Origin of the sequence: Acidisoma cellulosilyticum (genome assembly GCF_020621385.1) — a bacterium.
GTDB classification, from domain to species: domain Bacteria; phylum Pseudomonadota; class Alphaproteobacteria; order Acetobacterales; family Acetobacteraceae; genus Acidisoma; species Acidisoma cellulosilyticum.
This window is the reverse complement of record NZ_JAESVA010000005.1, coordinates 474,150-498,297: the sequence shown is the minus strand read 5'-3', so window position 1 is coordinate 498,297 and position 24,148 is coordinate 474,150. Positions and strand designations below refer to the sequence as shown.

Annotated in this window: 22 protein-coding genes and 1 tRNA gene; 13 read left to right on the top strand and 10 right to left on the bottom strand. The window is 64.2% G+C overall.

Annotated elements, in window-relative coordinates:
* Positions 1 to 6: 6 nt before the first annotated feature.
* Positions 7 to 993, top strand: coding sequence for an aldo/keto reductase (locus ACELLULO517_RS17275; protein ID WP_227308647.1), 987 nt, complete (start codon positions 7 to 9; stop codon positions 991 to 993).
* A gap of 76 nt (positions 994 to 1,069) precedes the next feature.
* On the opposite strand, the gene ACELLULO517_RS17270 is transcribed toward ACELLULO517_RS17275, so the two are convergent.
* Entirely contained in the window at positions 1,070 to 1,780 is a 711-nt protein-coding gene (locus ACELLULO517_RS17270) for a GNAT family N-acetyltransferase (protein WP_227308646.1), read from the bottom strand.
* A 174-nt stretch (positions 1,781 to 1,954) separates the two neighbouring features.
* Between ACELLULO517_RS17270 and ACELLULO517_RS17265 the strand changes: the two genes are divergently transcribed.
* Complete coding sequence (locus tag ACELLULO517_RS17265) at positions 1,955 to 2,440, top strand: MarR family winged helix-turn-helix transcriptional regulator (RefSeq protein ID WP_227308645.1); 486 nt, start codon at positions 1,955 to 1,957, stop codon at positions 2,438 to 2,440.
* Between the two features lie 33 nt (positions 2,441 to 2,473).
* On the opposite strand, the gene ACELLULO517_RS17260 is transcribed toward ACELLULO517_RS17265, so the two are convergent.
* Together ACELLULO517_RS17260 and ACELLULO517_RS17255 are read right to left on the bottom strand one after the other, a co-directional pair.
* Positions 2,474 to 3,418: an alpha/beta fold hydrolase gene (locus ACELLULO517_RS17260; protein WP_227308644.1), complete on the bottom strand. Its 945-nt coding sequence runs from the start codon at positions 3,416 to 3,418 to the stop codon at positions 2,474 to 2,476.
* Positions 3,419 to 3,465: 47 nt separating this feature from the next.
* Complete coding sequence (locus tag ACELLULO517_RS17255; RefSeq protein WP_227308643.1) at positions 3,466 to 4,479, bottom strand: alpha/beta fold hydrolase; 1,014 nt, start codon at positions 4,477 to 4,479, stop codon at positions 3,466 to 3,468.
* Between the two features lie 168 nt (positions 4,480 to 4,647).
* On the opposite strand from ACELLULO517_RS17255, the gene ACELLULO517_RS17250 reads away from it, so the two are divergent.
* The 5 genes from ACELLULO517_RS17250 to ACELLULO517_RS17230 all read left to right on the top strand — a co-directional run bounded on the left by ACELLULO517_RS17250 (position 4,648) and on the right by ACELLULO517_RS17230 (position 11,020).
* Positions 4,648 to 5,718 carry an NAD(P)H-dependent flavin oxidoreductase gene (locus tag ACELLULO517_RS17250; RefSeq protein WP_227308642.1) on the top strand — a complete coding sequence of 357 codons (1,071 nt, stop codon included), beginning with the start codon at positions 4,648 to 4,650 and terminating at the stop codon, positions 5,716 to 5,718.
* Positions 5,719 to 5,880: 162 nt separating this feature from the next.
* A complete protein-coding gene (locus ACELLULO517_RS17245) occupies positions 5,881 to 6,630 on the top strand; it encodes a GntR family transcriptional regulator (RefSeq protein ID WP_227308641.1) in 750 nt (249 codons plus the stop codon).
* Between the two features lie 2 nt (positions 6,631 to 6,632).
* The gene (locus ACELLULO517_RS17240) at positions 6,633 to 7,895 is read left to right on the top strand and encodes a cation:proton antiporter (RefSeq protein WP_227308640.1); all 1,263 of its coding nucleotides are present in this window, start codon (positions 6,633 to 6,635) and stop codon (positions 7,893 to 7,895) included.
* A complete protein-coding gene (locus tag ACELLULO517_RS17235) occupies positions 7,892 to 9,238 on the top strand; it encodes an MATE family efflux transporter (RefSeq protein ID WP_227308639.1) in 1,347 nt (448 codons plus the stop codon). The genes ACELLULO517_RS17240 and ACELLULO517_RS17235 overlap by 4 nt, the downstream gene beginning before the upstream one ends.
* 288 nt (positions 9,239 to 9,526) lie before the next feature.
* Positions 9,527 to 11,020, top strand: coding sequence for a Hint domain-containing protein (locus ACELLULO517_RS17230; protein WP_227308638.1), 1,494 nt, complete (start codon positions 9,527 to 9,529; stop codon positions 11,018 to 11,020).
* Positions 11,021 to 11,025: 5 nt separating this feature from the next.
* On the opposite strand, the gene mtnK is transcribed toward ACELLULO517_RS17230, so the two are convergent.
* The gene (gene mtnK / locus ACELLULO517_RS17225) at positions 11,026 to 12,327 is read right to left on the bottom strand and encodes an S-methyl-5-thioribose kinase (RefSeq protein WP_227308637.1); all 1,302 of its coding nucleotides are present in this window, start codon (positions 12,325 to 12,327) and stop codon (positions 11,026 to 11,028) included.
* 191 nt (positions 12,328 to 12,518) lie between these two features.
* Here mtnK and ACELLULO517_RS17220 point away from each other — a divergent pair, with 191 nt between their 5' ends.
* Entirely contained in the window at positions 12,519 to 14,999 is a 2,481-nt protein-coding gene (locus ACELLULO517_RS17220) for a hybrid sensor histidine kinase/response regulator (protein WP_227308636.1), read from the top strand.
* Between the two features lie 238 nt (positions 15,000 to 15,237).
* On the opposite strand, the gene ACELLULO517_RS17215 is transcribed toward ACELLULO517_RS17220, so the two are convergent.
* From ACELLULO517_RS17215 to ACELLULO517_RS17205, 3 genes are all read right to left on the bottom strand, one after another.
* A complete protein-coding gene (locus ACELLULO517_RS17215) occupies positions 15,238 to 15,396 on the bottom strand; it encodes a hypothetical protein (RefSeq protein ID WP_227308635.1) in 159 nt (52 codons plus the stop codon).
* A gap of 348 nt (positions 15,397 to 15,744) precedes the next feature.
* A complete protein-coding gene (locus ACELLULO517_RS17210) occupies positions 15,745 to 17,325 on the bottom strand; it encodes a Y-family DNA polymerase (RefSeq protein ID WP_227308634.1) in 1,581 nt (526 codons plus the stop codon).
* Entirely contained in the window at positions 17,237 to 18,007 is a 771-nt protein-coding gene (locus ACELLULO517_RS17205; RefSeq protein ID WP_227308633.1) for an ImuA family protein, read from the bottom strand. Before ACELLULO517_RS17205 ends, ACELLULO517_RS17210 begins: the two co-directional genes overlap by 89 nt.
* Before the next feature lie 296 nt (positions 18,008 to 18,303).
* Between ACELLULO517_RS17205 and ACELLULO517_RS17200 the strand changes: the two genes are divergently transcribed.
* The 3 genes from ACELLULO517_RS17200 (at position 18,304) to ACELLULO517_RS17190 (ending at position 19,838) form a co-directional block, all read left to right on the top strand.
* Entirely contained in the window at positions 18,304 to 18,597 is a 294-nt protein-coding gene (locus ACELLULO517_RS17200; protein WP_227308632.1) for a hypothetical protein, read from the top strand.
* Between the two features lie 12 nt (positions 18,598 to 18,609).
* Positions 18,610 to 19,437, top strand: a complete 828-nt coding sequence (locus ACELLULO517_RS17195) for a sulfotransferase domain-containing protein (RefSeq protein WP_227308631.1) — start codon at positions 18,610 to 18,612, stop codon at positions 19,435 to 19,437.
* A gap of 134 nt (positions 19,438 to 19,571) precedes the next feature.
* Positions 19,572 to 19,838, top strand: a complete 267-nt coding sequence (locus ACELLULO517_RS17190; RefSeq protein ID WP_227308630.1) for a hypothetical protein — start codon at positions 19,572 to 19,574, stop codon at positions 19,836 to 19,838.
* 97 nt (positions 19,839 to 19,935) lie between these two features.
* Here the strand turns inward: ACELLULO517_RS17190 and ACELLULO517_RS17185 are convergent, their stop codons facing one another.
* The 3 genes from ACELLULO517_RS17185 to ACELLULO517_RS17175 form a co-directional block, all read right to left on the bottom strand.
* Positions 19,936 to 20,346, bottom strand: coding sequence for a MarR family winged helix-turn-helix transcriptional regulator (locus ACELLULO517_RS17185; protein ID WP_227308629.1), 411 nt, complete (start codon positions 20,344 to 20,346; stop codon positions 19,936 to 19,938).
* Between the two features lie 101 nt (positions 20,347 to 20,447).
* Positions 20,448 to 20,822, bottom strand: a complete 375-nt coding sequence (locus ACELLULO517_RS17180; RefSeq protein ID WP_227308628.1) for a hypothetical protein — start codon at positions 20,820 to 20,822, stop codon at positions 20,448 to 20,450.
* A 31-nt stretch (positions 20,823 to 20,853) separates the two neighbouring features.
* Positions 20,854 to 21,735 (bottom strand): NmrA family NAD(P)-binding protein, encoded by an 882-nt coding sequence (locus ACELLULO517_RS17175; RefSeq protein ID WP_227308627.1) that lies wholly within the window; start codon positions 21,733 to 21,735, stop codon positions 20,854 to 20,856.
* A gap of 298 nt (positions 21,736 to 22,033) precedes the next feature.
* On the opposite strand from ACELLULO517_RS17175, the gene ACELLULO517_RS17170 reads away from it, so the two are divergent.
* Together ACELLULO517_RS17170 and ACELLULO517_RS17165 are read left to right on the top strand one after the other, a co-directional pair.
* Positions 22,034 to 22,110, top strand: a tRNA-Pro gene (locus ACELLULO517_RS17170).
* A gap of 119 nt (positions 22,111 to 22,229) precedes the next feature.
* The gene (locus ACELLULO517_RS17165; RefSeq protein WP_227308626.1) at positions 22,230 to 23,816 is read left to right on the top strand and encodes a tetratricopeptide repeat protein; all 1,587 of its coding nucleotides are present in this window, start codon (positions 22,230 to 22,232) and stop codon (positions 23,814 to 23,816) included.
* Positions 23,817 to 24,148 lie beyond the last annotated feature (332 nt).

Genomic DNA, 24,148 nt, shown 5'->3' with positions numbered 1-24,148 from the left:
AAGCAAATGAAACAACGGAAATTAGGGACCAACGGTCCCCTGGTCAGTGAAATCGGCCTCGGCTGCATGGGCATGTCCGCCTATTACAGCGGCCGGGACGAGGCGGAATCGATCGCGACGCTGCAGCACGCGGTCGAACTCGGCGTGACCTTCTTCGACAGCGCCGATATGTATGGGATGGGCGAGAACGAGAAGCTGGTCGGGCGCGTGCTGGGTCCGGTGCGCGATCATGTCGTCATCGCCACCAAATTCGGCAATACCTGGGACAGCGAGGGCAAGCGCGGCCCGGTGCGCGGCGATCCGGCCTATGTGAAATCGGCCTGCGAGGCGAGCCTGCAGCGCCTCGGCCTCGACGTCATCGATCTCTATTACCAGCATCGCGTCGACCCCAATGTCCCGATCGAGGAGACGGTCGGCGCGATGGCGGAACTGGTGGCCGAGGGCAAGGTGCTTCACCTGGGCCTGTCCGAGGCCGGGCCGGAGACGATCCGCCGCGCCGCGAAGGTGCATCCGATCGCGGCATTGCAGACGGAATATTCGCTCTGGAGCCGAGACCCGGAGGCTGAGATTCTGGCAGTGACCCGCGAACTCGGCATCGCCTTCATCCCCTATAGCCCGCTCGGCCGCGGTTTCCTGACCGGGCAGATCAAAAGCCCGGACGATCTGGAGGCGGACGATTGGCGGCGCAATATGCCGCGCTTCCAGGGCGAGAATTTTCAGAAGAACGTCGATCTGGCCGATAAGATCGCGGAATTCGCCAAGGCGCGCGGCTGCACGCCGGGACAATTGGCGCTCGCCTGGGTCCTGGCGCAGGGGGAGGACATTATTCCTATTCCGGGAACGAAACGGAGAAAATTCCTAGAAGAAAACCTCGGTGCCGCGACCGTCACCCTGTCGGCCGAGGAACTGGCAGAGATCGACCGCATTCTGCCGCCCGACGCCTTCCAAGGCCATCGCTACCCGGCCGAAGGCATGAAGGCCGTCGGCCTGTAAAAGCCGATCCCATCAGGGTCGCGGCCCTGATGGGATCGTCCCGTTCTTTGCCGGACATAGGAAGCGCCTGATCGGGTCAGGCGCTTTTCCGGCTGAGAACCGTCAACTGAATGGCGCGGCGCAGGCGGAAGCCGAGCGCCTCATATAGCCCCCTGGCGCCGTTCTCCGTTTTGACATGCAGGAAAGGCAGATTGCCTTCGGCCAGAGCCATAGCGGCCAGCCCCACTACCAGCGCTTTCGCGTAGCCGCGCCCCCGAAAGGCCGGGTCGGTGCAAACAGCGCTGATCTCGCTATAGCCTGTCAGGCAAAGGCGCTCGCCTGCCATTGCGGCAAGCCGGCCGTCCTCGGATCGAAATCCGAAATAGCGCCCCATGCGGATCGTACCTTCGGAAAACGGCCCCGGCTCAGTGGCCAAGGCGAGGGCGAGCATCTCCCCGACGTCCTTTGTCTCCAAGGGCAGCGTCAACGGCGCGGCGCTGCCTGTCAGACGTTCGCAAACCATCTGGTCCAAAGCACGCGCGCGCAAAACCTCCCATCCCTTTGGCAGATCAAGCGGCTCGGCGGTGAAAAACGCCACCGTCTCGCCGGGCTGGACCAGGGTTGCCAGATCATCGAACGCCGCTGCGTCAGGCCGCTCCAAGGCCGCGAACCGGGAGATACCGGCGGGATAGCGCGCGGCCTGACCCGTCCCGCGATTGAAGGATCGATGCCTGGAATTGAGAGCCTGCCAGATCGGGTTATCCAGCAACGGGTGGTCCTGCGTAGTTTCCTGCACGGCGGTCGACATCCCGTTCTCCCCATGACTGTTTTGCCAGACAAAGCTTCCGCGATATTATGGGCAAGTGCCCCCTTTCTATCAAGGGAAGCGCGGTTTGTCGCATAGGCAGCGATATGCCCCTATTTGCGATCCAGGGCGTTTGCTGCGGCGGATCTGGCGCGTGACGATTGAAGGGATAGGACCTTGCGGAAACAGGCGGCCTCGACCGGGCGACCAGACGACAAGAGTACGGCGCTCGGCGACCTCAATCGATGCAACAGCACGGCGCTGCGGAAAGCGACGCGCCGGGTCTCGCAACTCTATGATTCCGTGCTGGCACCGACAGGTCTGCGCTCCACACAGCGATCCATTCTGCTGAACATCGCGCGGTTCGAAAGCCCGACCATGGGCCAGCTCGCGGCATCCCTGGTGCTGGATCGCTCGGCGCTCGGCCATAATCTGAAGCCGCTTGAGAGAGACGGCTTGGTCGCCCTTGAGGTCGACCCCGAGGATAGGCGCAACCGGCGGGCGAAGCTGACGCAGCAGGGCCAGATCAAACTCCGCGAAACCGCTGGCCTTTGGGAGATTGCGCAGACACGCTTCGAGCATAAATTTGGCGTCGAGACAGCAAGGGCTCTTCGCGAGACGCTCGCCCTTATCGCGGCGGAGGATTTCGACGAGGGTCTGTGAGCGTCCGGCGCTTACCGCGTTTCACCTTAAGGGTCAGGCTGGACTGACCTTGCGCAGAAAGGCCAAAAGCTCGGCATCCACCACCTCGGCCGCTTCGTGCTGGACCCAATGGCCGATATTGTCGAGTTCCAAACCGCCCAGCAGCCCTGGAAGCCCTGCGCGCATCTGGTCCAGCGTCAGCGGATAGAGTTCCTTCAAACCGTCAGCCTTCCCCCAGATGAAAAAAGACGGTTGAGCGATCTTCGCGCCTTTGAATGCGGCGGAGAGGTAAAAATAAGGCTCCGCTGCGCGGTAATAGTTCAGCGCCCCATGAAAACCGGTGCGCTGGAATTCCGCGATGCTATGCGCGACATAGGCGGGATCTGCCCAGGATGGCAGCGGTCCCGGCGCCGGGCGGTGAAAGTTTCGCGCGGGGTCCATGGGACTCCAGCGCTGGTCCGGTGGCGCGGCGCCCGATGCCCAGTAGAGAATGCCCGGAATGGTGACCGCGGCTTCGGCCCAAATGTGATCGGCCTCCGGCTTGATCTGCTCGAACATATAGAAGCGGTCCTGATGGCCGGCCGCGCGCATCCGCTTGAAGACGCTCACCTCGCCCCGCGGCACATAAGGCACGCTGAGGCAGAACAAGGCCTTGAACCGGTCAGGGCGCATCATCGCGGCGTTCCAGACATGCGTCGCCCCCCAGTCGTGACCCACCAGGACCGCGCTGGGGATCTGCAGCGCGTCGAGCAGCCCGATCAGGTCGCCCGCTGTTTGCAGAGGCGTGTACAGGGTCGCGTCAGCCGGAGCGGAACTTCGCCCATAGCCGCGCATGTCCGGCGCGATCGCTCTATAGCCCGCCGCAGCGACGGCCATCATCTGTCGGCGCCAGGTGTAGGACGTGTCGGGAAAACCGTGACAGAAGACGACGGCCGGCCCTGCGCCGGCCTCGCTGACATGGAGGGTGATCCCGTTCGTTTCTATGTAACTTTGCTTCATCACAATCCTCCCGAACCGTCTTAAAATCTGCTTTGAGAATTGGACTATTACGGTTTCTGCGCGTGCAGCCAGGACGCGATCGTTTCGGAAACCTCCGCCTTACGCTCAAGCGGCAGCCAATGCCCGGCCTCGATCGTCGTCACGGTAAGCTGCGCGCAAGCGTTGCGCATGGGCTCTCCCAAACGGCTGCGGTTGATATCGCAGATGCTGTCCCACGCGCCGTTGATGAACAGCAAGGGCTGGCGCAGACCGCCGCCATCGGGCGCCCTATCGGCGTAGGCGATATTGGCCGCGTCGTTCAGATACCACGCGTTGCCGGGACGAAAACCGGTGACGCGGAAGGCCGCGATCAGCGCGTCGAAATCGGCCGCTGGCCACAGCGCGGTATCGGGCGCTATCGCCGGGGCAAGACGCGCCGCACCGAACCAGCCGCCAAGGGCGGTGACCTTGGCGGAGCGGGAGATTTGTCCGATGGACTCCGGGCTGCCGCGCCGATAGATCGCTGACAGCGTCGCTGCAATATCGGCGTTGAAGTCCGCGACTGTCTGATCGAAATGGGTGAGATAGAAGCGGTAGTAGTCCCACTGCCCGTCCGGATAAGGATCGGCCGGGTAAAGCGTCCGATCGACCAGCGGGATAAGGCTCGGCAGCGCGAAACTCCGCGGCAAATAAGGAACGGAGAGCAGCACAATCCCGCGGCTGCGGTCAGGGTGATGGGCCGCCAACAGCCCGATGACCGGGCATCCCAGGTCATGGCCGACCCAGATAGCCGCGCCGCCGCCGAGATGGTCATGGAGTTCGACCATGTCCTGGACGATTTCCTCAAACGCATAGTCCTCGGACAAGGTTGGCGCCGAGGATCCGCCATAACCGCGCATGTCGGGCGCGATGCAACGCCAGCCATCGGACGCGAAAACCTCCATCTGCGCCCGCCACATCAACCCGATCTCAGGCCAGCCATGGATAAAGACCATGAGCGGGCCATCGGCTGGACCGGCTTCCCAGTAATGCGTTCTGTGCCGGGGCGACTGGATGGTCTGGGCGGTCAGGATCGGGGCCATATCATCCTCGACAGGGACTGTTACGCGGTCTGGGCGAGCGGCAGCTGAACATCCTGCCTCGGACCATTATATGTATATGCCCATAATATCACCGCCTACGCCCCTATTGTCCAATCCTCCGGAAAATACCGTTATCGTCCCAGCGTCGGACAATCGGAGCCCCATGCCATGACACCCCCCCGCGCCCGGGCTGAGGCATTCTGCCACCGCTTCGGCCTCGGCGTGCCGATCCTGCAGGCGCCGATGGCGGGCGCCTGTCCGCCGGAACTGGCGGCCGCCGTCGCCAATGCCGGCGGCTTGGGCGGGCTGGGGGCGCTGCTCTCCACGCCCGACGGCATCGCCGATTGGGCCGCTGCCTTTCGCAGCCGCAGCAACGGTGGCTTTCAGATCAATCTGTGGATACCGGACCCCGATCCTGTCCGCGATCCTGACCTGGAAGCCCGGCAACGCAGCTTTCTTGACAGCTGGGGGCCGCCGGTTCCGGCGGAGGCCGGTGACGCGGCTCCGCTCGACTTTGCAGACCAATGCGCGGCGGTGCTGGCGGCCGGGCCTGCCGTTGTCTCCTCCATCATGGGCCTTTATCCCCCGAGCGTCTTGGACCAGATCAAAGCCCAGGGGATCGCCTGGTTTGCCTGCGTCACTACCCTGGCCGAGGGCCTGGCGGCCGAAGCGGCCGGCGCGGATGCCATCATCGTCCAAGGGGCGGAGGCCGGGGGCCATCGCGGCGCCTTCGACGCGAGCCGCGCCGAAGGGCAGGCGGTCGGTTTGTTTTCCTTGCTGCCGATCCTGGCCGATCGCCTGACCGTCCCGCTCATCGCCACAGGCGGCATCGCCGATGGACGCGGGATCGCGGCGGCTTTGCTGCTGGGCGCGAGCGCCGTGCAGATCGGGACCGGTTTCCTGCGCAGTCCGGAGGCTCAGATCAGCGCCGCCTGGGCCGAGGCGATCGGCCAGACCGCGCCGGAAGACACGATGCTGACCCGCGCCTTTTCCGGCCGTGCCGGACGGACGATCGCAGGCGCCTTCAGCCGCGCCGCGGCCCAGGCGGACGCGCCGCAGCCGGCGCCCTATCCGGTGCAGCGCGGCTTGACCGCCCCCATGCGCGCGGCCGCAAACGCTGCCGGTGATATGGACCGGATGCAGGCCTGGGCCGGGCAATCCGCGAAACTGGCGCGGCCGCAACCGGTCAGCGAGATCATGCGTCAGGTCTGGGCTGAGGCGACGGCGCTGCTGCGATAAACGCGACAATCCGCCTAGCGCGTTTCCTGCTCTAGATTATTGTTTTTGCGCGCATCTTCACACAGTCAGATGATTCCATCTGACTGTGATTCGCCCTAAATGCCTTGGCCATGCCGATCGCCATGGCCAAGGCAGCCCGCTTTCGTTAGGACTGGCAGGGCCATGGCCCCTGCTCTCTCCGACCCTGAACCGACCCGAAAGCCAGACTCTGGCGCCCGTCCGCGCAGAGCCCCGATCCGCGCCGGTGATGGGCCGGACAAGGTCTATGCCGCCATCCGCCGGGATATCATCGAGCGGCGCCTGCCCGCCGGCACCAAACTGCCGGAAGGCGACATCGCCCAGCGCTTCGGCGTCAGCCGCACCGTCATCCGGGCGGCTTTCGGCCGTCTGATCGCCGAAGGGCTCGTCGTCCGTCCCAGCAACCAGAATGCGCGCGTCGCCAAGCCCAGCCCGGACGAAGCCGCCGATATTCTGGACCTGCGGCGCAGCATCGAACTCATCGTCATCGGCCGGCTGACGGACGGCACCTTGCCCGAGGAGACGCTCGCCACGCTGCGCGCCCATGTCGCCGAGGAGGAGCGCGCGCTGAACGACGGCGGTGCGGAATCGATCCGCCTGTCCGGCGAATTTCATGTCCGCCTGGCGGAAGCCGCCGGCAGCCCTTTGCTGGCGCGCTATGTCGCGGAACTCGTCTCCCGCTGCTCCCTGCTGCTATCCGACCAGCACCTGCCCCATTCCGGTCAATGCGCGGTGCAGGAGCATCAGGCGCTGATCGACAGCCTGGCGCGCGGTGACGGACCCGCGACGCTGAACCAGATGGCGCAGCACCTGACGGCGGTGGGGGAGCGTGCCGAGCTGCCGACCTCCGGCCGCCGCGCCTTGACCTGCCAGACCGTCACCGGACAATCCTAGACGTGGACGGTCTGGGGTTTATCGCCATTCTGCTGACGCTGTCGGCTGTCTTCGGCATCATCAATTACCGGCTGCTGCGCGTGCATGCCTCAACCGGCGTGCTGATCATCGCCCTCGCTGTCTCGGTCATCGCCGTCGCCCTCGATCCGCTGATCGCGCCCTGGAGCTTCCGGCACTGGGCCTTGGAGCTGCTGCATACGGTTAATTTGCCCTCGACGCTGATGAACGGGGCGTTGGCCTTTCTGCTGTTCGCCGGCTCCATGCATGTCGATATCCGTGAGCTTCTGCACCGGAAATGGACGGTGCTGGCGCTGGCGACCTTCGGCACCATCATCGCCGTCGCGGTTTTCGGCATCGGCATCTGGCTGGTCTTCGCGGCACTCGGCGTTGCCGTGCCGCTGATCTGGTGTCTGGTCGTGGGCGCGATCCTGGCGCCGACCGACCCGGTCTCGGTCGTGGGATTGCTCAAACGCCTTGGCCTGCCGGCCGGTTTCCGCGCCATCTTCGCGGGCGAGGCCTTGTTCAATGACGGTGTCGGCGTCGTCGTCTTTACCGTGCTGCTGGGTGTCGCGACGTCCAGCGGCCATGCCGAGACGGTCGCCGGCGTCATCTCCTCCTTCCTCATCGAAGCCGTCGGCGCCGGTATCCTGGGCTTCGTGACCGGCTGGGTCGCGCTGCGGCTGATGCGCCGGGTGGATGACTACAACCTCGAACTCATGCTGTCCCTGGCGCTGGCGACCGGCACCTATAGCCTGGCCAATGGGCTTGGCCTCTCGGGCCCGATCGCCGTCGTCATGGCCGGGCTTGCCATGGGCAGCGAAGCTGGCCAGACAGCGATGAGCGAGGTCGCGCGCCATCACGTCATGACCTTCTGGTCGATGATCGACGAATTGCTGAATACGCTGCTGTTTCTGCTCATCGGGCTGGAAGTCGTCTCCGTGCCGATCACCGGGCTGGATCTGCTGGCCGGCGTCATCGCCATTGCGCTGTCGCTCTTCGCCCGCGCCGTCAGCGTGATCATCCCGATTTACTTGCTCCGGCTGCATGAGGTGATGGGCCGGCATGCGATCGCCGCCCTGACCTGGGGCGGTTTGCGCGGCGGCATTTCGGTGGCGCTCGCGCTCAGCCTGCCCGAGGCCGCGCCCCGGGGGCATCTGCTGCCGGTCTGCTACGCCGTCGTCGTCTTCACCATCATCGCGCAGGGGCTGACCATGCCGCGTCTGGTGCGGAATTTCCGTGGGCAAGAGCCAGCCGAAACGGCATGACGATGCTGCCGCAGGCCGAGGAGATCACCCACCGCGCGGTTTTGAAAATCGCCTTCCCCATGATGTTCGCCTATCTCAGCACCGCTTTGGTGGGCGCGGTGTCGATCGCGGCGATCGGGCAGATCGGCCGGGCGGACCTTTCGGCCGGGATCGCGATCGGTGCCATCCTGTTCGATATTCTGTTCAACAGCCTCAATTTCCTGCGCAGCACGACGCTGGGGCTGACCGCCATCGCGCTGGGCGCGGGCCGCACGGACAAGGCAAAGGCCATCCTGCAACGCTCGCTCATCCTCGCCGTCGGGCTGGGTCTTGTCATTCTGGTCCTCGGACGATGGGAAATCCGCATCGGCCTGCCGCTGCTCGGCGCGCATGGCACGGTGTTGCAGGCGGCGGCCAGCTATGCCGTGATCCGCGTTCTGTCGGCGCCCTTCGCACTCGGCAATTACGCGATCCTCGGCGCCCTGCTCGGGCGCGGCCGCGCCATAGCGGGATTGGCCCTGCAACTCATCCTCAACGGCACAAATATCCTGTGCTGTATCTGGACGGTTCTTGTGCTGCACTGGGGCGTGCGGGGCGCTGCCCTGTCGGCGGTCAGCGGTGAGACCTTGGCCTTCGTCGCTGGGTTAGTATGGCTAAGGCTGTCGACCGGTCCCTTGCTCGGTCAAGGTCTGACGGCGGCATGGCGCGACGGCACAGGCTGGCGGCAGATGGGCGTGCTGAACCGCGACACGCTGATCCGCAGTCTGGCATTGCTGTTCACCTTCGCCTTCTTCACCCGCCAGGGTGCGGTCTTCGGTGCGGCGACGCTCGCGGCGAACGCCATTCACATGCAGTTCTTCGCGCTCAGCGCCAATTGCCTGGACGGGTTCGCGGCGGCGGCGGAACAGATGGCCGGCCGCATGATCGGCGCGCGCGATACCGGCGGCTTCCGCCGCGCCGTGCGGCTGACCTTCGGCTGGAGCCTCATCTCCGGTGCGGCCATCACCCTGGTTTATCTCGTCTTCGGCCAGGACTTCGTCGCCCTGCTGACGACCGCCGCCGATGTGCGCGCGGACGCTGGCACCAGCCTGGTCTGGGCTGCCCTCGTGCCGGTGATGGCGGCCGGCGCCTTTCAGCTGGACGGCGTTTTCATCGGCGCCACCTGGTCGCGCGACATGCGCAACATGATGCTGCTATCGCTCGCGGTGTTTCTGGTCGCCTGGGCGGTGCTGATGCCGGCCTTCGCCAATGCCGGGTTATGGGCGGCCTTCCTCATCTTTTTGGGCGTACGCGGTGTCACGCTCGGCATAGTTCTGCTCAACCGTATGAAGTCCGGACGCATTTTGGTCGCCTTCGGCGACTAGAGTCCGTCAGGTTTAGGTGGAAACGACCCCTTGCCCCGTCATGGCCGGGCTTGACCCGGTCATCCAGTCCTTGGGCGCCCCAACGAATGGATGCCCGGCTCTGGGGCCGGGCATGACGATATTCGGGACAAGCTTCAGTTAAAATCAGACAAACTCTAGAGTCCTTGCCTAACCGCAAGGTCCCGTCCCTCCGTCAAGAAGTATTAACCATTAAGGGGGTATCGCTAAGGCCGAAGGAATGAGGCCGGCCTGGCGCGCGCGCCAAGCCAAGAGCAGCAGGTCAGGTTCATGGCGACAGGGATTGAATACCAGACGCTCAATTACACCGCGTCAGGCTTGACCTATTCCACCTATCTGACCGGTATCGCCGGCGAAAATATCGTCGGCATGTATGTCACCGCCGGCGATATCGACAACGGTTTCATCTATGATGAGACGACGCAGACATTCATCCTGATCGGCTATCCGGGTGCGGCAAGCACGGTGCCTTACGGCCCGAGCTTGGCTGACACCGCCAGCATCATCGTCGTCGGCAGCTATAAGCTTGCCGGCGAGGACAAGGATAACGGCTTCATCTACAATGCCGCCGACGGGACCTATACGACGATCGACATGCCGGGTGCGACGGACACAATTCCCCATAGCACCTACGGCGAGTATGTCGTCGGCAATTACGACGACCTGACGACAGCCAATAACGACTATGCCGTCTATCCGTCCGGCGGCAATGCCTTTCTTTATGACATGGCAACCAAAAATTTCACGACGATCGTTATTCCGGATGCGATCAGCACCACGGCCTATGGCATCTGGAACGATGTGATCGCCGGCGGCGTGGACCTGACCGATAACGGCGTCCAAGTAACCGACGCCTATCTTTTGGATCAGTCGACCGGGAAATCCTACACCTATTCCTATCAGTCTGGTGCTCAAGTCGCGGTGGTGACGCATTTCGACGGCATCACCGGGGGCAGCACGGCCGGCAGCTATATCATGACCGGCGACTTTGTCCTGGCGGACGGGACCGAGGGCGCCTTTTCAGCCAAGGTCAGCAATTTTACCGATATCGTCTGGACCGATCTTTCGGTCCCCCCGACCGTCCCTGATACGACCACCATGACATCCGGCAATTCCGGCTATGGCAATGAGGCTGTCGGTGTCTACACAACCTCCAGCTCGGATGCCATCAACGGCTATATCGCGACCTTGCCCTGTTTCGCGGCCGGCAGCAGGATCGCGACGCCCGCGGGCGCGACGGCGGTGGAAGATCTGGTCCCAGGCATGATCGTCGACAGCCTGTTCGGCGGGCCGCAGCCGGTGCGCTGGGTCGGCCATCGCCAGGTGGATTGTGCGCGCCACCCCGACCCTGCCAGCGTCTGGCCGGTGCGCGTCCGCGCCCATGCTTTCGGGCAGGACCAGCCCGGCCGCGACCTCTATCTTTCGCCCGATCACGCGATCTACCTGCGTGATGTGCTGATCCCCGTCAAACATCTCATCGACGGGGATGCCGTCTGCCAGGTGCCGCGCGACGCGGTGACCTATTACCATGTTCAACTCGATCAGCATGACGTGCTGACCGCCGAAGGGCTGACTACGGAAAGCTTTCTGCCCCATGCACCGCGCGACGCTTTCGACAATGGCGGTGGCGTGACGCAGATCTACCCTGAGTTCCTGCATTGGTGCTGGGACGTGGCGGGCTGCGCGCCGCTCGTCGTGACCGGCCCCCCGGTCATCGCCGCCCGCGCGATGCTGGCGCGCTCCCCGCAGCGCGCCGCCGCGTAACGCCGCTAAAGCAACCGGGTCGGCGCGGGGTCCAGCCCCGCGCCCTCGAACCGCGGCATGGCGGCGACGACCGCCGCGATATCGCCGTAACGCGCAGGATGGAGCAGAACTGAGCGCGCGAAAGCGAGTGCTGCGGCTTGCGCCTGCGCCCGCACCACCTCATCCGGGATGACCAGAAAATCCGCGATCTGCGCGAAGCCCAGCACGCGGCGGATGATTTTGCAGGCCATGAACATCACCGCGTCCCGGAACAGATCCGCGACATAGGACCGACGCATGGTCTCGGCCCGCGCCGCCGCGACCGGGTCCGCGAAATGGCTGGCCGGCAGACCGTCCGCTGCGCCGGCAAAGCCGCGCCAATGGGCCAGGAACTGCGCTTCGAAGCGCTGCCAGAAGACAAGGATATCGGCGGCCAGCAGATCGCGGAATCGCGCTGTCTCCGCCGGGCCAGATCCGTGAAAGGGTTTCGCGAACCACGCCATGACATAATGGGCGATGAAATTGCCGATATCGAAGCCGGACGGCCCGATAAGCGCAAATTCACCGTCGATGACACGCGTCTCCGTGGCCGTCACCATGATGGAACCCGAATGCAGATCGCCATGCAGCAGCGATTGCGCATGGGTCAGATAGGCCAGGCGCGCCCGCGTGACGGCTTCCTTCAGGTCGATATCGGCGCGAAAAGCCGCCGCCCAGCCCGCCAGCGGCACGGTGACGCGATTGCGCTCATGGATCACGTAAGGATCGGTAAAGACGAGATCGACCGAGATGCGTTGCAGCCCGATATTGCCCGCGAAAAGCGCCTGATCGGCGGCCTTGGTCTCGAAGGGCGCTGCCAGATCCGAGGTATGGAAGGACGCGGCGGCGATATAGTCGGCGACATCCACCGGCACGCGCGGATGATGCGCGCCCGCGATCAAAGCGCTGCGCAGAATGATATGCGGCGCCAGCTTCTCCATGACGATGATGAACTGCGCGGCGTCGAAGTGATGGATGGCTGGCGCCAGACTGCCCACGAAGGGCGCCATGCGCCGCGCGTAGCTGACCTCGAAGAAGGCGCGACGGACATCCATGGGCCAGCTTTCGCCTGCGACCCGCACATAAGGCAGCGCCTGTTTGACGCAGAGCCCACCCGCCGGACCATCGACCAGGAAGACGGAATTGAGATTGCCGTCCGCGACATCCTCACACCGCCAATCGGCTGTGCCGCCGCCCAGCATGGCAGCGATATCCGGCAGGCCAGCCAGATAGGCCGGCAGGTCCGCCAAGGTCAGAATCCGATAGTCGGAATTAGGGTTATCGAGCATGGGCGCGCCGGCTGCCTTTCTGTGAAGCTTGACCGGCTTGAGCCGGCTTCTGAGCCAAAGACAGCCAGCTTAGCGCGGGACGATGATGCCGTCAGGCTCCCGCGATCACACTCGCTCGATAGGTCGCGCCATTCGCTTGACGATCCGGGCCTTGGCCTTCAAGTCGAAATCGCCGCATAGACTGGACGACGATGTCGAATACCGAGCATTCCCCTGGCCGTTCGGCCGCCCAACCTTCGCCGGGGGCGGCCATTGACGCTTTGGCGGATTGGCCGGCGACGCCTTTGGGCGATGTCGCGCATTGGCCTCCCGCCCTCCTTGCCGCCGCCATCCTGGTGCAGGACCTGCCGGGGCCGGCTTTGGTCGCCTGGGGGTCCGCGCTGACCGTCTTGCCCAACCCACGGCTTGAGGCGCTGCTGAAGGTCAAAGGCGCGGGGCTGCGGCTTGACCTTGTGCTGGCTGACGCCTGGGAATGGCTGCATCCGTTGGTGACCCGCGCTTTGGCCGGCGAGCCGACCCAGGCCGGCATCCTGCCGCTGGCGCGCGGGGCCGATGCGGTGCTGATCCACGGCACCGTCGCGATCTCTCCCTTGCGGGCGGCGGACGGCGCCATTGCGGGTCTATTGGTGCAGCTTGATCCGGACGCGCGCCCTGCCTTGCCCCCGACCTCTCTCACGGACAGCGAAGCGCATTACCGCACGCTGTTCGAAGCGATGGACGAGGGTTTCTGTGTCATCGAATTCTTCGACGGTCCGCATGGGGCTTTGAGCGACTATATTCATGTCGATGCCAATCCCGCCTATGCGGTCCATGCCGGCATTCCGAATGTCGTCGGCCAGACGCTGCGTGAGATAGTGCCGAACGAGGCCGATGCCTGGGTCGCCCGCTACGGCGCGGTGCTGGCGACCGGCCAGCCGATCCGCTTCGAGCAGGAACTGGTCGCGACCGGCCATTATCTGGAAGTATCCTCCTTCCGAATCGAACCGCCCAGCCGCCGTCAGGTCGCGGTTCTGTTCAAGGATATCACCGACCGCAAGCGTATCGAACGCGTCTTGCGCGAGGTGAATGAGACGCTGGGGGCGCGGGTCGTGTCCGCCGTCGCCGACCGTCAATTGCTCGCCGGGATCGTGGAGAATACCCATGCCTTCGTCCATGTCCTTGACATGGAAATGCGCTATCTGGCGGTCAACGCTGCCGCCGCCCAGGAATTCGAGCGGGTTTTCGGCGTGCTGCCGCGGGTCGGCGACAGGATCGCCGAACTGCTCGCGGAGCAGCCCGATCTGCTCGCGGACGTGCAGACGGCCTGGGCACGCGCCTATGCGGGCGAGGATTACGTGATCGTCGATGAATACGGCGATCCGTCACGCGACCGCCGCTATTACGAGCAGCATTTCAGCCCGCTGCGCGACGCCAAGGGCCAGCTGATCGGGGCCTATCAGTTCGGCTATGATGTGACTGACCGTCTGGCCGAGCAGGACCGGTTGCGCGTCGCCGAGGAATCGCTGCGCCAGGCGCAGAAGATGGAAGCCGTGGGCCAGTTGACGGGCGGCCTGGCGCATGACTTCAACAATCTTCTGGCCGGAATCTCCGGCAGTTTTGAGATGATCGGCATCCGCGCCGCGCAAGGCCGCACGGCGGATGTGGAGAAATATATCGCCGCCGGCCAGGGTGCCGCGCGCCGCGCCGCCTCCCTCACCCACCGGCTGCTGGCTTTCGCCCGGCGCCAGACGCTGTCGCCCAAACCGACCGTCATCAACAAGCTGCTGTCGGATCTGGTGGAGCTTGTGCAGCGCACAGTGGGACCGGCGATCGCGGTCGAGACGATCGCCGCCGGCGGCTTATGGACAGCGCAGGTCGACGCCAACCAGCTGGAAAACGCCATCCTCAACCTCTGCATCAATGCCCGCGACGCCATGGCCGACGGTGGCCGCATCACCATCGAAACCTCAAACCGCTGGCTGGACGAGCGCACGGCGCGCGAGCGCAATATGGTGAAAGGCCAGTATGTCGCCGTCAGCGTGACGGATACCGGCTCCGGCATTGACAAATCTATTCTGGATCGCGTTTTCGATCCCTTTTTCACGACCAAGCCGATCGGCCAGGGCACGGGACTTGGCCTGTCCATGGTCTATGGTTTCGCCCGCCAGAGCCACGGCCAGGTGCGCATCTATTCGGAACTCGACCAGGGCACGACGGTCACCATCTATCTGCCGCGCCATCACGGTGCGCAGGACGAGCGCGAAACAGTGGAGCCGGCCCACGCCCCACGGCTCAATTATCACGGCGAAACCGTTCTGATTGTCGATGACGAGCCAACCGTTCGGCTTTTGGTGGCAGACGCGTTAGGTGATCTTGGCTATCATTGTATCGAGGCGGAGGACGGCGCGACCGCGCTCAAGATCTTCGAAGGCGAGCCGGACATCAATCTGCTGATCACCGATGTCGGTCTGCCCGGCGGACTGAACGGACGGCAAGTGGCGGATGCCGCGCGCGCCATCCGGTCTGATCTGCGTGTGCTTTTCATCACCGGCTATGCCGAGAATGCCGTGCTGAACCACGGCCATATCGAGCCGGGCATGGAGGTTTTGACCAAGCCCTTCTCGATCGATGATCTGATCCGCCGGGTGGAGCGCATGCTGGGCGAAGCCAAGGCAGGGGGCGGCGGGAAATAGATTTTCCGGAACTGCGCGGGCGACAGCGGACCGCGAGCGTCTGTCAGGTTTTTATAGAAGTCTGGCCCACCACACGTCGTCACCCGCGCACGCGTTGCGCGGAACTACCCATGGTGGCGCCTCGCCGGCCGCCTGCCTACTCAGACGGGTAGATGCGCGGGTCGGGGCCCGCGCATGACGGACTTGGGGCGCTTCCGGGCAAACCCGGCAGACGCCAAAGCCCGCTGTCTGGTATGACTTACGGGCCGCCGTGATAGCCGCCCTGACCGCCGCCACCACCGCCATGATGGCCCCAGCCACCGCAATAGCCGCGACCCCAGGGACCGCAACAGGCGGAGAGGCTACCGGCCGCGAAAAGCATACCGACCAGGATCAGCACCTGTTTCCAATTTCGCATGCAATTATCCTTCGATATCAACTGAAGCGCTGTCCGGACAACCGTCCGGGCAGCGGGCGGGGTAATACCGCCTCATAAATCCCCGCGCCTGTCAGCGCGGAGACGGGGGTTTCATTGCAAAATCAACATAATGATTGTCGACTTTGACTCGCAAACGATGCGCCGGGTCTTTCGAACCTGACACATCATCCCTGTTAAGGACAAAACTGTGGCAGGAATGCGAAAAATCTATCCGCTATCACGGTTCGTTGAACAAAAACCTGGATGATGCGGCGACATCGATTGATGATAAAACCATCATTGATTTGATTTCAAAATAAATTCTGAAAAGCCAAGATCGAAAAGATGTCAAAAAATCCCGTGCAGAAACCAGGCCAGATTCCCGGTCTCGGGATCCTCTCCATCGCCGTTGCGGTAAAGCCAGAAACGGTCGCCCGCCTCGTCCTCCACCGCCCAATAGTCGCGGGATAGCGTGCGCTCGCTGTCCCGCTTCCACCATTCGCCGAAAATCCGCTCCGGCCCATCCGCGCGGCGAATGAGATGGCGCTGACGCCGCCAGGTGAAGGCGACGGGCGGTTGATCGGGCAGCAGGGCGATGGCCTGCACTGACTGCGGCGGGGTCAAAAGCCGCAGCGGCCGCGGCAGGTTGGGCGGCCAGGCACGGCCGTCAGGCGGCGCCAAAGGCCCGATACGCCTGACGCCGCGTTCCGGCACATCGCTTTCCACCGGTGCCAGACGGTAAACCTGTCCTGCGCCGAAGCGCGCCACCAGACGGTCGATCAGCGGGGCAAGTTCGCCGAGGCTTTTGGCGACCCCGCTTTGCGGCGACCAGGCCTCGATCTGCGCGGGCGTCGTGGGTTCGGCCCTTGCGACCCACAGCACCATCGCCTCCACCCCCAGGCCGGGATCGATCGTCTCGATCCGCTCCGCCAGCAGTCGCGCAAGCTGCTTGGCTGACTGCACCGGCCGCGCCGTGCCGAGGGCGATCAACTGCTGGCTGCCGTCGACGCGCTCGCAGACCAGATCCAGCCGCCGCGCGCCCTCCCCGCGCCGTTCCAACTCAGTGGAGACGAGACGGCTCAGACGGTCGATGACGGTGGCGAAGGCTTCCGCCGTGACCAATGGCTCGACGAAGGTCAGCCGCTCGCGGATCAGTTGCGCAGCCGCCTGAGGCTCCAGCGGTTCGAAGCTGGCGCCGGTCGCGTAATCCAACTGGCGCAGCAAATCGGCGCTGAAGCGACGGGACAGCGGCGCACGCTTTGCCGCCATCAACTCCCCGACGCGTGCAAACCCCATGCGGTCGAGCCCCTGCACGGTATCGGCCGAGAGGCGAAGGCTGGGGATGGGCAGCGGGTGCAATGCCTCTGCCACGCGTCCGGCCGGGCAAAGCGTGATCGTCTCCGCCCCATAATGGGACAAGGCCCAGGCCGCGCCCGGGGTATCGGCCACCGCCATCCGCACGGACAGGCCGACGTCAGAAAGACGGCGATGGAGATCGGCCATCATCGCTGCCTCTCCCCCCCAAAGATGGTCCGCACCGGTACTGTCGATGCGGATCGCGTCCGGCAGGTCCGCCGCTGTCAGCGGCGCATAGCGCTGGCACCAGGCGGCCAGCGCGCGCAGGCCGGTGGCGTCCCCCTCCGGATCGGCATCGACGATCGTCAGATCGCGATACATTGCCTGGGCTTCCGCCAAGGGCTGGCCGAGCATGACGCCCAGACGCCGCGCCGCCGCATCGGCCGCACCCACGACATGGCGCCGACCGTCATGCAGGCGGGTGATGACGGGACGGTTGCTATCCTCGGCCGCGCTCGGCGCCAGCGCGGGTTCCGCCGGGTCTCTAGCCTGCCCGGCTTTGCGGCCCTGCTGCTGCCGGCGCCACCGATCGGTCGGCCAGAGCGGCAGGTAGACGGATATGACCCGTCGCATCGCATGCCTCCACAATCCAGGATGCGGCCTCGGCCCCGCGACAACGGATGAGGTCCAGCCGCCAGAGCGCCGGGGCCAGGCCCGGCACATGAGGGGCCTCGGGCAGTACCGGCCCGGACGGCACGCGCGCGATGCGCCAGCGCGTCAGCGCGGCGATCGGGGCAATGGCGGTTTCACGCCTGGGCGGACGCCGCAGCACGAAAGCGGGCAAGCCGGCCGCCTCGGCCGCCAGTTGCAGGCGGCGCGCGGCCGTGGGCTCGATCTGCCGCACCTCCCCCACGATGCCGGCGAAACGGCCAAGGCGCAGCGCCTCCTCCATCACCGCCGCGACCGTCCGCCGCGCCGTCACATGCAGGACACGGTCGGGGCTCAACCCCACATTGCCCAATGCGGGGGCGTAAAGATCGGGGCGCTCGCTTACCCATAGAACCGGGCCATCCCGCCGGGCGAGAATGCCCGCGACCATCAGCCCGGCCGCACTGGCATAGGGCTGACCGAGGCCAAGATCGGCCCATTCATGCAGACCCGGCAGGCGCAAGCCGCCCCAGGGCAGATGCCGATCGAGCGGCGCCACGCCGAAGGGCAGCACCTGCCCTGCGGATTTGCTGACGCTCAGCCTTTCCAGGCCGGCGATCATCGTCCGCAGATCGCTAAGCTGTTGTTTTTCCAAAAATCCGGTCACGATATCGCCTTGTCAGAACAGGAACATAACGTGAACATTTGGTGTGTGAAAAGCCCTTTCTCGGCAGGGAAACGTCGCTATGGCGACTCGTCCAAGGATTTCAGATCTCTAAGCGAATCGCCTCATCCTGCTTCTCAAGCAGCCGCCCTGTCGGCCCCCCGAAAGGCCCACGAAAGGCCCCCCGAAAGGCTGGCCGACCTATGCGTCCAGCCCTATGGCGCAGGCGCCGGCAAACCGTTTAACCTTCGGGACAGAAGGGCCCGTTGCCCTCATTCCACGACTTGAGGCTGACGAGGATGGCGAGCGAAACCCGCAACAAGTTCCTGACCGCCACCCGCGTCCTCGCCTCCGGCACCGGCACCTTGAAGGTGCGGCTGCGTCTGGCTTTGGTGCCGGACCTGCTGGTCCTGCGGCAGCATGAGATGCCTTGGCCCGATCTGTGGGACCGTTTCGTCACGCTGCGGGAAGAGGTCGCCCCCCAGGGGCGGCGCGATGTCGCGCTGGAACAATGGTGGGATTTCGAACTCGGCCGTATCGCGCAGGAGATCGTCGATCTTTTCGACGAGATCACCCGCCGGCACAGCACCTGATCTGCCCGTTATATGGGCAGGATCGCCTGGATCGCCTCCTACCCTAAATCCGGCAGCACCTGGCTGCGCGCTTTCCTGCACAATTACATCGCCGATAGTGCGACGCCTTACGACATCAACCGGCTGATGGACCTGTCAACCGGAGAGAATGCCGCCAGCCGCTATCACGCTTTCGATCCGCGCCCGGCGTCGCGCTATAGCATCCGCGATGTGCAGGCCATGCGCCCGCGCGTGCATCAGGCGATAGCGGACGCGCATCCCGGCCTGGTCTTCGTCAAAACCCATAACGCGCAGCTGGTCGTGGAGGGCGTGCAGCTGATCACCAAAGCGGTGACGGGCGGCGCCATCTATATTCTGCGCGATCCGCGCGATATCGTCATTTCCTATAGTAGGCATCTCGGTCTTTCCTTGGATCGTACCATCGATTTCATGAACGACCCGGAAGCCGCGACCGGCGGCAAGGACAGCACGGTCTATGTCCGTCTCGCGACCTGGTCCGGCCATGTCCACTTCTGGACAAGGCAACCGCACCCGACGCTGCTTGTGCTGCGCTATGAGGATCTTCTGGCCGATCCCGGCACGGCCTTCGGTTCTCTGATCCGCTTTCTGGGACAGACGCCCACGCCCGAGCGGTTGGCGCGGGCCGTGGCACATAGCGATTTCGCCGAGCTTCGCCGCCAGGAACAGGAAAACGGCTTTGTCGAGCAGCCTGCGCAATCGCAGGACGCCTTTTTTCGGCAAGGCCGCAGCGGCGCGTGGCGCAGCATCCTGACGCCGGAACAAAGCGCGCGCATCGAGCGCGACCACGGCACCGTCATGCAGCGTTTCGGTTATCTTTAGGCGGGTTTCACAAGATTGCGCATCAAGGAAACTCTATACGAAACGTGATGATGCTCACTCTGAAAAAATGCAGTCCTTGCCTCCTTATTAGACCAAGCGGCGCAAATTCCGCGCCTTGGACCCAGGAGACAAAAATGCATCACTTGCGCATGATCATGGTTGCAGCGGCGATCACGGCCCTGCCCATCGCCAGCAGCTGGGCCGGCAACGGCTCCGACGTCGAACCCCAGACAAAAAACGCCGCCGTACCGGGTGCGACGACAAGCTCCGGCTCATCGACGGGTATGTCGTCCAAGACCACCAACGGTACCGGCGGCGGCGGCATGTCGACCGCCAGCGGACAGAAGGCCGGCGGGCTCGCGAAGAAAAATAAGGTCATGACGACCGGCGCGTCCAACTAAATCCGGGTCTCTCGCGATGCAGCCGGAGCTGGATCGCGAGAGCCTGCTGACGATCGTGATGCTTGATGCTTGGTCTTTCGCGAAACAGCCCAGCGGCTCAATCCTCGGATGAGTCCGCCTTGGTCTCACCGACGACCATATGCTTCAAGGCGCCCCGCAACGCGGCGACATTGTCCGCGCCGTTCAATTGCGCGAATTGTCGTTGCGCGCCCTGCCAAAGCGGCCTTGCCTGATCATGCAGATGGCGGCCTGCATCCGTCAGCTCGACAAGCCTGCTGCGGCCATCCGTCAGCGATGGTCGAATGCTGACCAGACCGTCACGTTCCAGAAACCCGACCATTTTGCCCATGGCCGTCCGTTCGATGTCGAGCTGTTCGGCAAGGACATTGACCGCCGCACTGCCGAGCTCGTTCAAAGCCGCCAAGGTCAGAAATTGCGTGATGCGGAGACCAACCGGCTCAAGCTGGGCGTCGTAGAAGCGAGAGATCTGCCGGTTCGCCTTCCGCATGGTGAAACAGTTGCATTGATCTATGCCAAGAGGCTGGTTTACCGGCAACATCTCTTTGCCCTTTCAATAACGCGTCAAAACCCTGCCGACGGAAGGTCCGTTCAAAGAAAAAGACTTTCCGGCAACTGCTTCGACAATGTCTGCCGCAGATGGCCCGCGAGAGACAGCATAGCGCCAAGCGGGCTCATCCGCACGCTGACGCGCGGCACCGATCCGTCCGGATTGTGGTCGACGACCACGGTCGCGGTCAGCGTCTCGCCATTCGTCAGAACCGCCTCGTATTCAAGGAAAAGCCTTGAACCGACGGTTTGCAGAAAAGTCGGCCTCTGCGAGGCGTAGAATGTTCCGACCGCCGCGACCGCAAGCCGGATATCGTTGCGCCCGGTGACGGGACCACGCAACACCGAAGTGACCAGTTCCGCGTCGGCCGTCAGATCATCCAGAAACGGATGACGCTCATTCTGATGATGTGACATCACTCAATCCCAATTGTTCTGCAGACCCATCTCAGGCGAAGACAGCGCGGTTCTTGGCGATGAATTGCTGAACCGACAGCGCCGGCGTTCCGGTGATCGTCTCGACCACGTCATTGGTTCCCGCGAAGATGCCGTCACGGTAGTTCTGCGCGACTTCGACCAGGTGCTGCACCAGGAAGGGCGGGAATTTGTATTGCTGTTCCATTTTCTGCCGGAATGCGTCGATGGAGGTCGGCGCATAGTCGATTTTGGTGCCAAGCACCTCGCTCATGGCGGCAGCGATCTCGGTATGATTCATCTCGACCGGACCATGCAGCGTGTAGATCTTGCCGCCCTGGCCTTCAGGATTGGCCAGAAGATGGGCAATGACACGGCCCTGGTCATCGGCGGCGATCGGCGCATGGCGGCCATCGGCAAAGGGGAATTCGATCGCTTTCCTGGCCCAGATCTCCTTCCCAAAATGCGGGTAGACGAGCCAATCGGCGAAGAAGGTGGGGCGCAGATGCGTGGTGGGGACGCCTGACCAGTCAAAGACGCGCTCGGACACCCAATGGTCCTGCGCTGCATGGCTGGCCGATTCACGCCGCGCCGAAATCTGCGACATATTGACGATCGCGCCGACGCCCGCTTCCTTCGCGGCCTGGGCGAAATAGGCTGCGGCCCCGATGATGCCCGGTGCGATCGGATAAAGAAAATAGGCCGACCCGATGCCTTCCATCGCCGCGCGGATGGCATCGATATCCGTAAAATCGCCGATGGCGATATCGACGCCGCGCTGCCTCAGCGCCGCCGCCCGCTCATCATCCGCGCGCAGATAGGCCCGCACGCGCCGGCCCATTTTCAGCAATTCGTCGATCGCGGTGCCGCCTGTCCGCCCCGTCGCACCACTGACAAGAATTTCAGCTTCACTCATGACCTGATACTCCACACTATATGAGAGCATATGCTCTTATACGGATCGTGTAAAAGCATATGCTCTTATTGTCAAGGCGCTTCGATCCGTCAGGAATTGCTGACGCCGACATTGCATCAGGATGCCCGGCCGGCTTGGCGACTCAGGCCGTGCGGGCCGCGCAAGCGCTACCCCCGTCATGCCTGACATCCGGCGATAATCTGTGACCGCTAGGTTGCGGAGCCGGACGCCCGCTGCTACAGGGTCGCATCCGCAGCGCCCTCAGCGCCGCGGTGATCGTGTCAGTAGTTTAGAATGACGGGCAGTAGCGCAGCCTGGTAGCGCATCAGTCTGGGGGACTGGGGGTCGTGGGTTCGAATCCCGCCTGCCCGACCATTCTAATTTACTGAAAACAACCTAAAATCCTATTCCGCTGCTGCTGGCCCGGCTGAGCGATGGCTTGCCATCGGCTCGGGGCATCAGGTTCAGCGTGCTTGGCTGGATTGAGGACCGCGATGAACAGGCAGCAGCGCCGCGCAGAGACCAAGCAGAAGGCCAGCGCCGCCACTGGCTCTGCCGCTCAGGCGCCCTCACCCGCCCAGATGGCCCCCGCTCAACTCGCTTTAGGGGAAGCGATCCGCCTGCATCAGGCCGGGCGGCTGGCCGAGGCCCTGCCGCGCTATCAGCGCAGCCTGGCCCTTGCCCCGAACCAGCCCGATGCGCTGCAGAATCTCGGCAGCGCGCTGAATGATCTTGGCCGCCCGGCGGAAGCGCTGACCCGGTTCCACCAGGCGCTGGCGCTGCGCCCGACCTATCCCATCGCCCATCTCAACCTTGGCAATGCGTTCTGGGCGCTTGGCCGGGCCGACGAGGCGATCGCGGCTTACGGGAATGCGCTGGCCCAGAAGCCGGATTTCCTGGCCGCCTTCGATGCGCGGGCTTTGGTGCTGAGCGGCGAAGGCCGCTTCACGGAAGCGCTGAGCGACGCCGATTCGGCCCTTCGTCTCGCGCCGCGCGATGTCCAGAGCCTGAATACGCGCGGCAATGTGCTGCGCGCCCTCGGCCGACTGGATGAGGCCATCGACAGCTATAGCCGCGCCATCGCGGTGGCGCCCGGTTACGCCGACGGGCATTTCAACCGCGCCCAGGCTTTGCTGGCGGCCGGCCGGCTTGAAGACGCCTGGGGGGAGTATGAGTGGCGGTGGCAGACCCCGCAGATGGTCGCGACCCAGCGGCGGTTCGCGGCCCCCATATGGCAGGGCGAAGCCAGCGGCGGTCAGCCGGGGACGGGCCGACGCCTTCTGATCCATGCCGAGCAAGGGCTGGGCGATACGCTGCAATTCTGCCGCTACCTGCCTTTGGTCGCGGCCCTCGGCTTCACGGTCATTCTGGAAGTGCCGAAACCCCTCGTCCGCATCTGCGCGACGCTCGACGGTGTTACCGAGGTCGTGGTTCAGGGCGAGGCTTTGCCCGCTTTCGACCTGCATCTGCCGCTCATGAGCTTGCCGGGACGGTTTCGCACGGGGCTTGGCAGCATTCCGGCCGCCACGCCCTATCTCAGCGCTGACCCAGCTGCCGTCGCCTTGTGGCAAGGGCAGCTTGGGCAAGGGCGGCTTGGGCAAGGTCTTCGCGTCGGCCTCGCCTGGGCCGGCAACCCGAGCCTTGGTAACCCGTCGCGCACGGCGATGGACCGGCGGCGGTCCATCGCCCCCGCGCGGCTCGCCCCGTTGTGGCAGGTGCCCGGCGTCCATTTCGTCAGCCTGCAGAAGGGTAAGCCCAGCCTGCCCGATACCTTGCCCGCCTTCGACGTTATGGGGGAGATGGGGGATCTCGCGGATACCGCTGCCCTGGTCGCCAATCTCGACCTCGTCATCGCGGTCGATAGCGCGGTCGCCCATCTGGCCGGGGCGCTCGGCAAGCCGGTCTGGCTGCTGGACCGCACCGATCCCTGCTGGCGCTGGATGCTGGGCCGGCGGGACAGCCCCTGGTATCCTGGCCTGACGATCTATCGGCAGCAGAACCCCGGCGACTGGGAGGCTGTTCTGGCCGAGGTCAGCGCCGATCTGGCGCGGTTGCGCGCTGAGACTGGCCGGACGGGCTAAGGCGACGCGCTGCCGCTCCATCTCCCTATGCGCAAGCTGCGCATCGGCCAGGGCCTGGATCTGACGTTGATGAGCCATGCCGGGCGTATCGGGAAAAGGCTGCGCCTTGCCACGGTCGAGCATGAGGATTCCAGATTGTCATGAAGGGGGATGTTTTCCCGACCAAGGTCGCGGAAGACTTCCCTTTCCTATACGCAATCAGGCGATTTGTCCAGATTTTTGTTTTGTTTTCGTTATTATTTATAGGACCGCATTGCTAACGGCACCGTGTGGATCCCCGGGTCAAGTGTTCAGACCGGTGATCCATACCTTGGTGCATCACAACGCATTGC